The sequence below is a fragment of the Gordonia soli NBRC 108243 genome (genome assembly GCF_000334455.1).
GTDB classification, from domain to species: Bacteria; Actinomycetota; Actinomycetes; order Mycobacteriales; family Mycobacteriaceae; genus Gordonia; species Gordonia soli.
In genome coordinates, this window is record NZ_BANX01000026.1 from 100,115 (window position 1) to 112,627 (window position 12,513).

The 12,513-nt window shown below is 69.3% G+C and carries 7 protein-coding genes; 2 read left to right on the plus strand and 5 right to left on the minus strand.

Annotation, left to right across the window (positions count from 1 at the left end; genetic code table 11):
• Nucleotides 1–7 precede the first annotated feature (7 nt).
• Genes recD through GS4_RS17450 form a run of 4 tightly spaced genes read right to left on the minus strand, consistent with a single transcriptional unit; the run spans nucleotide 8 to nucleotide 9,329 of the window.
• Entirely contained in the window at nucleotides 8–1,984 is a 1,977-nt protein-coding gene (gene recD / locus GS4_RS17435; RefSeq protein WP_007622969.1) for an exodeoxyribonuclease V subunit alpha, read from the minus strand.
• On the minus strand, nucleotides 1,981–5,391 hold the full coding sequence (locus GS4_RS17440; RefSeq protein ID WP_007622971.1) for a UvrD-helicase domain-containing protein: 3,411 nt from the start codon (nucleotides 5,389–5,391) through the stop codon (nucleotides 1,981–1,983). Before GS4_RS17440 ends, recD begins: the two co-directional genes overlap by 4 nt.
• Nucleotides 5,388–8,852 (minus strand): exodeoxyribonuclease V subunit gamma, encoded by a 3,465-nt coding sequence (locus tag GS4_RS17445; protein WP_007622973.1) that lies wholly within the window; start codon nucleotides 8,850–8,852, stop codon nucleotides 5,388–5,390. Before GS4_RS17445 ends, GS4_RS17440 begins: the two co-directional genes overlap by 4 nt.
• Before the next feature lie 45 nt (nucleotides 8,853–8,897).
• Entirely contained in the window at nucleotides 8,898–9,329 is a 432-nt protein-coding gene (locus tag GS4_RS17450) for an acyl-CoA thioesterase (RefSeq protein WP_007622975.1), read from the minus strand.
• 232 nt (nucleotides 9,330–9,561) lie between these two features.
• Here GS4_RS17450 and GS4_RS17455 point away from each other — a divergent pair, with 232 nt between their 5' ends.
• Nucleotides 9,562–10,188: a GNAT family N-acetyltransferase gene (locus GS4_RS17455; RefSeq protein ID WP_007622977.1), complete on the plus strand. Its 627-nt coding sequence runs from the start codon at nucleotides 9,562–9,564 to the stop codon at nucleotides 10,186–10,188.
• Nucleotides 10,189–10,311: 123 nt separating this feature from the next.
• The gene (locus GS4_RS17460) at nucleotides 10,312–11,787 is read left to right on the plus strand and encodes an NAD(P)/FAD-dependent oxidoreductase (protein WP_007622979.1); all 1,476 of its coding nucleotides are present in this window, start codon (nucleotides 10,312–10,314) and stop codon (nucleotides 11,785–11,787) included.
• A gap of 20 nt (nucleotides 11,788–11,807) precedes the next feature.
• On the opposite strand, the gene GS4_RS17465 is transcribed toward GS4_RS17460, so the two are convergent.
• The gene (locus tag GS4_RS17465; protein WP_007622981.1) at nucleotides 11,808–12,512 is read right to left on the minus strand and encodes an urease accessory protein UreD; all 705 of its coding nucleotides are present in this window, start codon (nucleotides 12,510–12,512) and stop codon (nucleotides 11,808–11,810) included.
• Between the last annotated feature and the right edge of the window lies 1 nt (nucleotide 12,513).

Genomic DNA, 12,513 nt, shown 5'->3' on the forward strand with positions numbered 1-12,513 from the left:
GCGTCGTTCACGCTCCCGATCGATGGGGACGCACGGCCGAGCGGAGCCCGCTCGCACGCTGTACCGGCAGTGAGACCGCTGCCCGCAACACCTCGACGTCACCGATGATCCGCACGGCTCGCCGCGCCCTCGTGACGGCCGTGTAGAGCAGTTCCCTGGTCAGCAGCTCCGATCCGGTGGGTGGCAACACGACGGTCACCTCGTCGAACTGACTGCCCTGGCTGCGGTGGATGGTCATGGCGTACACCGACACCACGTCCGCGAGACGGGTGGGATGCAGCGTCCGGATCTCGTCGCCCCGTCGGAACAGCACGTCCACCGGCCCGTGGCGGTCACCAGGATCGGCGGCGACCGCGACGCCGCTGTCACCGTTGAACACCCCCGCCTGCCGATCGGTGGCGGTCACCAGGACCGGGCGGCCCGGATACCACGCAGCGGGGTCGAGCATTCCGGACGGGATCCCGCCGTCGGCGGTCAACCATTCCCGGATGCGCTGTGACCAGCCGCTGACGCCCCACACACCGTCACGATGTGCACAGAGCACCCGATGCGACTCCAGCGCGGCGAGCGCGCCTTTCTGATCGCCCGCGATCCCGCTGCGGTACAACGCATGTCCCCACGTCGCGATGACCGGACGGAGGTCGTCGACATCGTCGGCGGACAACAGTGTGACCGCGTCGTCGTCACCGGCCGACACCAATTCGACCACGCGCTCCGCGTCACCACGGTTGACGGCCTCGGCAACCTCGGCGATCCGCCCCCCGAACCGGAAGCCGTGACGCAGTGTGATCACCCCCGATCGCAGGCGATCGATCTCAGCCCCCGAGAAATCCTGTGCGGCAGGGGCGACGACCTCGTCGAACACCGGGTTGCCGCTGCCGGAGGACTCGCGATCCACCAGGTCGGCGAGTACCGCGCCCGCCTCGACCGACGCCAACTGGTGCGGGTCGCCGACCAGGATCACCCGAGCGTCGGCGCGCACTGCCGACAGGAGGGCGCTCATCGCGGTGATCGACAACATCGATGTCTCGTCCACGACGATCACGTCGAAGGGCAGTTTGTCCGACGGGCCGTGGCGCGGGACCGACCCCGGCCGCCAGCCGAGCAGGCTGTGGACGGTCACCGCGCGGAGCCCTGCGGGTGCCAGCTCGTCGGCCGACACCTCCGACTGGAGTTGGGCCGCCGCCCGCCCGGTCGGCGCGCACAGACCCATCCGCGAGGCTCCACCGCTCAAGCGATGCAGGACGGCCAGGATGCGGGACACCGTATGCGTCTTGCCTGTTCCCGGGCCACCCGCGAGCACGGTCGTCCAACTCGTGGCGGCCAACGCAGCCGCGACGCGCTGACGGTCGGTGCGGCCACCGGGAGGAGCATCGCCGAACACCGCGTCGACAGCCTCCGCGAGCGCAACCGCATCCACCGTCGGCCGGCTCCCCGACCGACGATCCAGCAGATCGCGGATCGTGTCCTCCTGGCGGAAATACTTCTGGAGATAGAGCAACGGCCCGTCGTCGCTGTCCATCACCACAAGAGGTCGCAGCGGTCCCGCGGTACCACCGGCGACCAGCGGACTGCCGACCACGGCACGCACCAGTTCGGCAGGAGACGGGAGTGTCACCCCTTCGGCGCGGAGGACCTCGTCATCGAGTGGGATAACGTCCCGGTACCGGTCGAGGGTGAGGCAGGTGGACCCCAGACGGACGGCGCGAACGGTGAGAGCCGTTGCCAGCGCGGCCACCTCGCCGCCGGCGCCTGCATCACCCGGCCCGCTCGCTCCGCTCCCGGCGCCTGCATCACCCGGCCCGCTCGCTCCGCTCCCGGCGCCTGACATCCTCATGAGGCGCCGGGTCACGTGCAGATCAGCCGCTGCGAGGACGCCGAGTTCGTTCAGCACCCGGAGGGTTCCGGCCCCCGACTCCACCAGTTGGCCGGAATGCCGCTCGCGACGGGTCGTCACCTCGTCGACGGTCCCCGGATCGGTCATCGTTCTCCTCCTCCGGACGACGCCAACAGATCCGACAGCTCGGTCACCAGATCCGGTGGGATCTGCCAGCCGAACACGCCGCAACCGGGAGGAGTCGTGGGCCCGGCCATCCCCCGCACGAAGTGGTACTGCACCGGTCCCAGGTGTCGAGCCGGCGTGTACGCGGGCAACCGCCATCGCAGATATCGGTGCAGCGCAACCGAGTACAGCAGCGCCTGCAACGGATAGTGGGCGTGCATCATCTCGCCGGCCATCGCCTCGGCGGTGAAGTCCTCCGCGACCAGCAGACCGGGACGCAGTCGGTTGGTCTTGTAGTCGACTATCACGAACCGCCCGTCCACTCGCAGCACCGAGTCGATGCTCCCGGTGAGGAATCCGCGGAGGCGATCGTCCGGGAGATCGCCGACGACGTCCGCGTATGGGCGTAGCGGATCGTCGGCGCGCAGGTGTCGGCGCAGCAGGTCACCGATCGCAGTGATCTCCACTCCCGGGCGGCCCCGAGCACTCTCGCCCGCCCGGGCACCGATGCCCTGCCCGACGTCGCCGAGCGGGAACTCGAAATCCATCTCCGCGAGCCGATCCCGCGGTGCGACACCCCACAGGTCACCGAAACCCAGCGGCGTGGTGAGCACGGCGACCAACGCGTCCGCCAGGTCGTCGACGTCGACCTCGAGAGATTGTCGGGACACCGACGCCGCGCAGAGCTCGCGGACGTGGGCTGCGCGGTCGGGTGCGTCGGTGTCGACGTACTCGAGGACCTCGTGCACGAGCGTTCCGAAGGCAGCGCCGAAAGGCATCCCGTTCATCGGCGAGGGTATGCCGTCGGGCACCTCCTCGACCGGGGACGGGTCGACCAGGGATCGCTCGACCATTTCGACGTCGGCAGTGTCGGCGACCACCGGTTCGTCGGCGAGTACCGCATCCTCGGGCTCGCTCCCCGTGGTCAGGACAGGCGCGACCACGTGCCCGGCGGCTGCGACGATCGCCGAATACGACGTCCGACGCCACGACTGGTCCACCATCCGGTCGAACCGAGCGGCCGTCAACGGCTCGTCCGTGTCGGTGTCATCCCCGTGACGCCAGGGCTCGATGGCGCGATGCTCCACGGGTTCGACCGAGATCGACCGATGGCGTGCGGCGATCGACGACAGCGTCTGCAGACACTCGGCGTCGTCGGGGATCGGTACCGTCTCCGGGACCACTCCACCGTCACTCGCCCGGAAGAGCATGCGCTGCAACGAAGCAGAACTGCCGGCGTACGACGGCGCCCACCAGAGCACGACCTGCGAGCGTGCCCGGGTGAGGGCGACGTAGAGCAACCGCAAGTCCTCCCCCGCGTTCTCGCGTTCCGAAACGGCCAGTCGTTCACCACGTCCCGGAGCAGAACGACCACCGACATCGAGCTGACGAACACCCTTTGCATCGTGAAAGGTGAAGGTCGCCGGATCCGACAGACGGGAGGCATCCCATCCGAACGGGACGTAGACGATCGGGAACTGCAGCCCCTTGCTGGCATGGACGGTCATGATCTGCACCGCGTGCGTGTCACGATCGAGTTTGCGGATCTGGTCGTCGTGCCGACGCCATCGCGACCCGTCGGCGACCCGATCCGCCAACCACTGCGCCAGCGCTCCGAGACCGCAGGCCGTCTCCATCACGTGCGCGGTACACAGCGCCGACACCTGGATCAGGTCGGTCAGGACGCGTTCACCGTCGACTGTTCCGAGTACCCGGCCCGCGACGTCGTCGGCAACCATCAGTCGCTGCGAGAGCGCTGCGAAGCCGCCGGTGTCGAAGACGCGGCCCAACTCCTGAAGTCGCTGGGCCAGCGCCGACAACGGATGTTCGTCGGCGGCGGCGAGATCGTCGGGGGCCCAGCCGATCAGCGGCGTCAGCGCGGCGAGTCGCACACGATCGCTGCGGGCCGGCTGCTCGATGGCGCGGATGACCCAGAGCCAGTGCATCGCGGACGCGGTGTGGAAGACGCTGGTGCCCGACCCGACGACCGCCGCCACCCCGAGGTCCTGCAACTGCTCCTGCAGGGGTCCGATCGTCTTGTTGGTCTTGGTCAGGATCGCGATGTCGCCTGGTGTGACCGCCCGCGGACCCGAACCGGTGTCGATGGTGGCCTCGGAGGCGAGGAGCCGGGCGATGTCGGCCGCGACGTCGGCGGTGACCCGTTCGCGGATCGCCGCGACACCCGGGTACCCACTCGCGCCGACGACCGAGAAGTCACCTCGTACGAAGGTGCGGATACGCAGTGGCGCAGTACCGGTGAGTCGACTCCCGCGGTGCGACGCGACCACCGGCAGCACCTCGATGTCGGGGTGCCCGAGTTGCGCGCCGCCGTAGATCTGGCCGAGGGCGTCGACCAGGTCGCCATCCGACCTACGGTTGACGTCGAGCACCCGGAAGGCGTCCGCGTGTCGCACCGCACTGAGGTAACTGAGCACCTCTGCCCCGCGGAAAGCATAGATCGACTGTTTGGGGTCACCCACCAGGACCAGTCGCCGGTGTCCGTGAAAGCACCGGCGGACGATCTCCCACTGCTGGGGGTCGGTGTCCTGGAACTCGTCGATCAGCACCACGGCGAAGGAGTCTCGGATGCGCTGCGCAGCGGTCTCGCCCACCTCCGGATCGGTCAGGATGCGGAAGAGGATCTGCTGCAGATCGTCATAGGTGCGCAGGCGGGCGGTCAGCTTACGGGACTCCGTCTGTGCGCGGACCGCGGTGGCGAACCGCACCCGCAGGGCGGCGATCGCCGCGGACGAACGGTCGTCCATGGCGTGATCCTGCTCGGGCCGAGGGGCGAGATCGACTGCCGGCGCACGCACGGCCGCCAGCGCCGTCTCGCTTGCCTCCGCGAAGGTGATCGGCGGCCTCTCCTGACCGGCGAACCCACGCAGGTACAGATCGCGAGCGGCCTCCTCGGTCAGTTCGTCCGTGTCCTCGACGATCTGGTGCGCCCACTCCCGCTCGCCCAGGAAGCCCAGGGCCTCCAGCATCCGGTTGCAGAAGGTGTGGGTGGTGGCGATCGTCGACGCATCGAAGTCGGAGAGCGCACGGGCGAGGTTGGTGCGGCGCTCGACGACCGTCTCCTCGGACCCGTCGGCGAGCAGACGGGTCAACTCGTCGTCGGATGCCCGCGCGACCGCGATGTCGCCGAGGTCGGCGACCAACTGTCGCACGCGATCCCGCATGCGTTCACGCAGCTCGGCGGTCGCTGCACGACTGAACGTGACCAGCAGCAGCTCGGAGATCGGCACACCGTCGGCGAGATGCCGTGCGGCGACGCCGACGATGGCGAAGGTCTTGCCGGTACCCGCACTCGCCTCCAGGACGGTGGTGCCGTCGGCGGTCGGTTCACCGATCTCGAACGGCGACGGACGTTCGCCACGTGGGGTCATATGCGCGTCTCCTGTTCGATGGCCGGGGTCCAGAGCGTACGGGCCAGCGCACAGAAGAACGGTTCGCCCGGGGCGGCGTCCAGAACTCCTGCAGCGGCCTGCGGTGCTGGGCCGAGCAGATCGTCGAACGCCACCGGCGACGTCGGATCGCCCGCAAAGGTCAGTCGCAGGTACGAACTGGTCGACTCGAAGCCCCGCTCGTACTCGTTGCGCGCCGCGGCCAGCGCCTCGCGCGGGTCGCGTGTGCTCGACAGGCGCTCGGCGTACACCGCCCCCGGCTGTAGCGGCAAGGGCAGCGGAACCCGGAGGCCCAGATCGCGGATGCCGACCAACGAGGTGATCTCGGCGAGCGGGTCGGCAGGGACGGTGAACTCCGACCGGGCGACCCGGCGAGACCGTGAACTTCGGCGACCGACGGCGACACTCGAGTCGACGGTGGCAGCGGTCGTCCCACCGGCAGCCAGCGCCAGCAACCGGACCCACGCCCCGAGTCGTTGTCGTGGCCGGAGGGTCGAGTACGTGGCGGTGGAGATCCGCCGCCCGAACACGTCGCCGATCGTGCCCTGCACGCGACGACCACCGGTCAACGTGACGACGATGTCACGACTCTCCCGCTCCCCTGATCGCAGGGACACCGCTGCGTCGAAGACCGCACCCACGGCGTCGACCACGTCGCGGAGCTCGGCGGTACCGAGGGCGAACGGCGGCAACGTCCCACGGCGGAGCTCGGCTGCCTGGCACGCCACCAGATCTGCGCCGGCGAGCAGACCGGCCAGCAACCGGTCCCCGACGGCCCAGCGGTCGAGTGGTTCGAGAGCCACGTCGAGGTGATCCGGATGCGGTTGGTCGTCGTCGGGTATGCGGGCACCGAGACGCTGACGCAGGAAGCCCGCGATCGGGTCGTTGAGGAAGGTGATCAGGTCTGCGAGATCGACGTCGCCGGCCCCCGGACTCCCCACCACTGCCGTGCTGAGCGGCGGCACGCGCTGCGGCTCTTCACGAAGCGCTCGAGCGCCTGCGGCGAGGGCACTGTCGAACCCGAACGGACCGTCGACACCACGCACCGCGCCGGGGCGGAAGTTGCGCGCGTCGAACGCGTGCAGACTGTGTCGACGGACCAGCCCGGCGTCGTCGGGTTCCGCACCGACGAGGGCGGCGACGGTGTCCACCAGTTCACTCACCACCACCGCTGGTGGTGTCCGTACGCCGGAAACAGGATCGGCGCCGCTGTAGAAGACCAAGAGGTTCTCTGACGCCGCACCGATCGCGTCGAGGAACAGTTGGCGATCCTCGTCGCGCGGGCTCCGCTCACCGACGAGCGGATCGCGTCCGAGCAGGTCGTCACCGTCGATGCGTTGCACCCGGGGGAAGCTGTCCGCGTCCACGCCGAGCAACACGACGACCCGATGTGGCACTGCGCGCATCGGCACCATGGAACACACCGTCAGTTCACCGGTCCGGAAGTTCGCCCTGGTCGGTCGGCCGGCGACGAGGGCGGTCATCATGTCGCGGATGTCGGCGAGTCGGATCCGCGTCGCTTCCGAGCCACCAGCCGCCGGAGCGTCGACACCCACCGCACCGCGATCGGCGACTGCGTCCGGATCGCCGCCGGTGCCGTCGGTGGATTCGGTGCCCAACATCTCCGAGATCGCGCGGATCGCCTGTGCGCGCTGCCATTCCTCGCCGGTGTCGGGCAGCGTCAGCTGGTCGATGAGGTCCACGATCGACGTCCGCCAGCCCGCAGCCGATCTGGGTTGGGCCATGGAGTCGACCACCGAGCCGAGTCGCTCGACGAACTCCATCAGTCGTCCCGCCAGATCGATCGATGTGCTGTCCACACCACCGAGCGGGAGCGAGGTGTCCAACCACTCGCGGTCACTCTCGTCGGCCACCACTCCGAGCGCGATCCGGTCGAGACCGCTCGCGAAGGTTCCCTGGCGGAAGCCCTTGAGTCCATATCGATCACGCTGGGTGTCGTCGATGGCCCATCGGATCTGGCCTGCCGCCACCCACTCCCGGACCACGTCGAGGTCGTCGTCGGTCAGCGCGAAGCGGGCCCGGACCGGCGGTCTGCCGAGCAGGTCGACGACGTCACCGGCCGACGCGCGACCGGCCGCCAGTTCGACCACCGCCGCGACCACGTCGAGAATCGGGTTCACCTGTCGGAGACCGCGGTCGGCGAGCCGCACGCGGAGCTGGAACGCCGGGTGGCCGATGGGCCCCTCTCCCAACCCGGGTTGACCGAAGGCGCCCCGGATGAGCGGTGCGAACGTCTCCACGTCGGGGCACATCACGACGACGTCACGCGGCTGCAGCGTCGGATCGGACTGGAACAGGTGCAGCAGACGATCCCGGAGTACCTCGACCTGGCGTTCGGGTCCGTGGCAGGCGTGGATCTCGACCGTGTCGTCGGCGTCGACCGAATCAGTGTCGAGGCGGTCGGCGGCGATACCGCGCTGCAAGGCCGCCAGCACGGTGGCGGGCGTGTCCGGTCGCGCCGGATGGTGCTGATCGACGTCGACGACCGGGAGCAACCGGAGCTGGAGTTCCTGCACGTCCCTGGACAGGCTGGCCACGAGTGGGTGACGCACCGGCACCGCGGGGCGTTCCGATCGACGTGCGGCCGCCCTCGTCCCATGTGTATCGGTCGACTCGCCGATCGTCTGCCACAACGACGGCGAGGGATGCGGGACGAACAGGTGCACGTCGCGATGTACCGCGACAGCCGACAGGACCCGCAGCGCGGTCTCGGACAGCCGGGTCGGTCCGACGACGGCCAGACGTTCCGGCAGGTCGAGTGCCTCCGGTCGGTCTCGCACCAGATCGCAAGCGCGACCCAGGATCTCAGCGGGATGGGGCTTGCCGACGAGGTCACGCACGCGGCGCCAGAGGTCGGGTTGCCACGACATGTCGGCGGGCACCGGTGCACCGGCACCGTCGGTGTCCGTGCCGGCCGCCCAGTCCACGATGACGTCCGGGCGTTGCCTCCCGTAGCCGTGGAATAGTCCGGCGATATGGCGTGCGGTCGCATAGCGGCGGCCGATCCGGTGGGCGTCGGGACGCGCGGCACCCGATCCCAGGTGTCGTGCGAGCACCGCCATCCGCGGATCGTCGAGCATGTCGTCGACCGCACGCAACACCGGCCAGCACAGGGCATCCGGTCGCCACGGATCGCGTTCTGCGGCAGCCAGATCGACATGGCCGCCGGCGATGACGGCCGCGTCGATGACCGCATCGGCCACCGCGTTCGGTGACGAGAAGTCGATGTTCGCCGCCACCCCGTCGGCGAGGCCGCTGCCGCCGAGTCGCACCGCCAGGTGCTGCTGCAGCCACCGTTCGACGCCGCGTGCTGGGACCGCCACGATCTCGGTCGCCATCACGTCGGCGAGTGGCACGGCGAGAACGTCGGTCAGCGCATCGGCGAGGACGTCGGCGCGCTCCGCACGGTGGAGGTGGAACATCCTGGTGGCCTCTCGATCTCGAGACGGACTACGTCGTGGGCGATGTCACCGGCGATCGTGGAACGGTGCGCGCGGGCCCCGCCACCGCTCGAGTTCGGAGCGCAGATCGTCCTCCATCGGCGTGGGCCGTCCGGTCGCGGGATCGACCACCACCATCGTGGTCTCGGCCATCGCACAGGTGGTGCCGGACGCGTCGTCCAGGATCAAGGTCATGGTGAACGACGACGTACCCAAGCGACTCACCGACGCGTGGACCACCACCGGATCCGGGCTGTAGTCGAGGGTCGCGGTGAACTCGATGTCCTGCCGCGCGACGAGCATCGACAGGCGTGCCGGGCGCGTCGGGAACCAGGTGCTGAAGGCACGGACACGACTCTCCTCGAAGAGCCGCGCGAACTGGACGTTGTTGATGTGGTTGTTGATGTCCATGTCACCCCAGCGGAGCTGGATCGACACGTCGAGAGACTGGTCCGTCACGGTCAGCACACTATCCGGCGGTGCCGACGCACCGCCGAGGACAACACGCTTCGCGATGTCGCGACCAGCGCGGGGCCGAGACCGTAGACTCGCGACGAACGGTCGGCGACGCCGGGGGGCGTCGTGAGCAGGACGCGGCCGATCGGATGCGGGAGCGGTCGGCTCCGCCGTCGGTCGCGATCCACCGGGCGCCGGTGGCCGACGGCGACGACGCAGTGCGACGGGGGGACGCGTGATCATCGAGACGGCACGGATGTGGCTGCGCCCGGTGACCGTCGCCGATGTGGAGGACCTGGTCCGTCTCGACAGCGATCCCGAGGTCATGCGGTACGTCAGCGGCGGTGTCCCGACCCCACGCGAGGTCATCGAGAACTGGGTCGTCCCACGCGCCGAGGCCGAACGTCGCTCACACTCCACCGGGATGTGGGCAGCCATCGGCGGCTACGACCGGGCATTCCTCGGCTGGTTGTCGCTGCGAGCACCTCGGCACAGCCGGAGCTCCGAGCTGGAGTTGACCTATCGGCTGCATCGCTCGGCCTGGGGTCGCGGACTGGCGACCGAGGCGGCGAGTGCCCTCATCGCGACGGCCTTCCAGCAGATCCGCGCCGACCGCGTGTTCGCGAGCACCACCGCGGCCAACGTCGGCTCGCGGCGCGTCATGGAGAAGGTGGGCATGCGACTCTCCGCGATCCATCTGTCCGACGCATGGGTGACCGGGGACGCCTCCGACGACTGGTCGTCCCGCGGGCACGGAGAGGTCGAGTACGAGGTGCTCAGGACCCACTGGGAGACCACGACCATGACGTGGTCGACGGCTGTTTCTCCCGACCGCTTCGGACATTCCGGCCTGACCGCCTGACCGTTCGTCGACTATTTGTCCGGACAAGGGGTCCTCGGCGCGACCTGCGCGCGATGATTGTCTACCGTTGAGGGTGTGCGGCAGTGCATGCCGACAACCGATCCAGGAGGAGATGTTTCTCTCATGAGCAGCCCCACTCTCCAGACGCCGGCACGCCGACGGGTGGTCATCATCGGATCCGGGTTCGGGGGCCTCTTCGCAGCCCAGCGCCTGAGAAAGGCCGATGTCGACGTCACCCTCATCGCCCGCACGACCCACCACCTGTTCCAGCCGATGCTGTACCAGGTGGCCACCGGCATCGTCTCCGAGGGTGAGATCGCCCCGGCTACCCGCGTCATCCTGCGCAAACAGCGCAACACGGCGGTCCTGCTCGGCGACGTCTTCGCGGTCGACCTGGAGCAGAAGACCGTCACCTCGCGGCTGCTCGAGCGCATCACGGTCACCCCGTACGACGACCTGATCATCGCCGCGGGCGCCGACCAGTCCTACTTCGGCAACGATCACTTCGCCGAGTACGCCCCCGGCATGAAGACCATCGACCACGCGCTGGAGCTCCGCGGCCGCATCCTGGGCGCCTTCGAACAGGCCGAGCTGTCCGACGATCCGGAAGAGCGTGCCCGGTTGCTGACCTTCGTCGTCGTCGGCGCCGGACCCACCGGTGTGGAGTTGGCGGGCCAGATCTCCGAGATGAGCGACAAGACCCTCAAGGGCACCTTCCGCAACATCGACCCGACCGAGGCGCGCGTGATCCTGCTCGACGCCGCGCCCGCGGTGCTGCCGCCGTTCGGTGAGAAGCTCGGCACCAAGGCCGCCCGACGCCTGGAGAGCATGGGGGTCGAGATCCAGCTCAACGCGATGGTCGTGGACGTCGACTACGACGGACTGGTCGTCAAGGAGAAGGACGGCACCACCCGCCGGATCGAATCCCAGTGCAAGGTCTGGTCGGCAGGCGTGCAGGCCAGCCCGCTGGGCAAGCAGTTGGCCGAACAGTCCGGGGTCGAACTGGACCGAGCGGGCCGCGTGAAGGTCCTCCCCGATCTGTCGATCCCCGGCCACCCCAACGTGTTCGTCGTCGGCGACATGATGGCCGTCGACGACGTGCCCGGCGTCGCCCAGGGCGCGATCCAGGGTGGACGCTACGCGGCCGACGCCATCAAGGCCGAGATCAAGGGACAGACGCCGGACCAGCGCAAGCCGTTCAGCTATTACGACAAGGGCTCGATGGCCACGGTCTCCCGGTTCAGTGCCGTGATGCAGGTGCCCATCCCGGGGACGAAGAAGAAGTTCGAGACCGAGGGTTACTTCGCATGGCTCGGCTGGCTGGCCCTGCACCTCGTGTACCTGGTCGGCTTCCGCAACCGACTCAACACGTTGATCAACTGGTTCTTCGCCTTCAGCACCCGCGGGCGCTCGCAACTGGCCGTCACCGAACAGCAGGTGTACGCGCGGACAGCGCTCGGCCAGTTGAGCGAACTGGAGAAGAAGTCGCTACCCGAGGTGGAGGCAGGCGCACTGGGTGCCGATCAGGCACCGGCCGCACCGTCGGAGACCACCAGCGAGGCCGACCGCGACGAGGAGCCGTCGACCCGGGCCGGCTGACCCGTACCACCTGATCGGTTCTACCTCGACGTGCCCCCGACCAGGGGCACGTCGAGTTCGTCTCGGAGCCGTCTCGCCGCCGTCGCCGTGTCGGCGATGGAGGTCGTCAGGCTCCCACCCCCGGCCAGGGTCATCCGACCGACGAGGTCGGTCGGCGAGACCGCGTCCGGTCGATGCTCGGGGTGGCGGAAGGTACTGCTCAGCCCCCGCGGCCGGGCATCCGCGGCGGACATCCGCAACCGGTGGCGCAGCACCGGCGCCGATCCGATGTCCACGTGAAGTGCCCCCTCCCACAGAGCATCCCGGGCATCGCCGTCACGCTCGAGGGTGCGTCCCAACTGGACGTGCTCGGCCACCGACACGTCCGACCCGGGATCCGCGTGCAGTTCCGTGGTGGTGCGCAGCACCGCATCGGCGGCGACGATGGTCGGCTCGGGCTCGACGACCAGTCGCGCGCCGGCCCCGACCTCGATGTGCCATCGGATCTCGGAGTCGGCGCGGTCGAGCGCCGGGAGTGCGATCGTGGCGGCGACGCTCCGCATGGTCAGCCGGGCTCCCGGATGGACGCGGACGTCGACAGTGACCAGGTCGCCGCCCAGCGGAGTCGCCGCGGTCCCGATCAGATGCACAGTGTGGGCGCCGGTGCGCCGGACGGCCAGCCCCCCGACGCTGCGGAACCGTGGGGACCGTCCGGGTTCGGCGACGATCTCGACCTCGGTACGCACC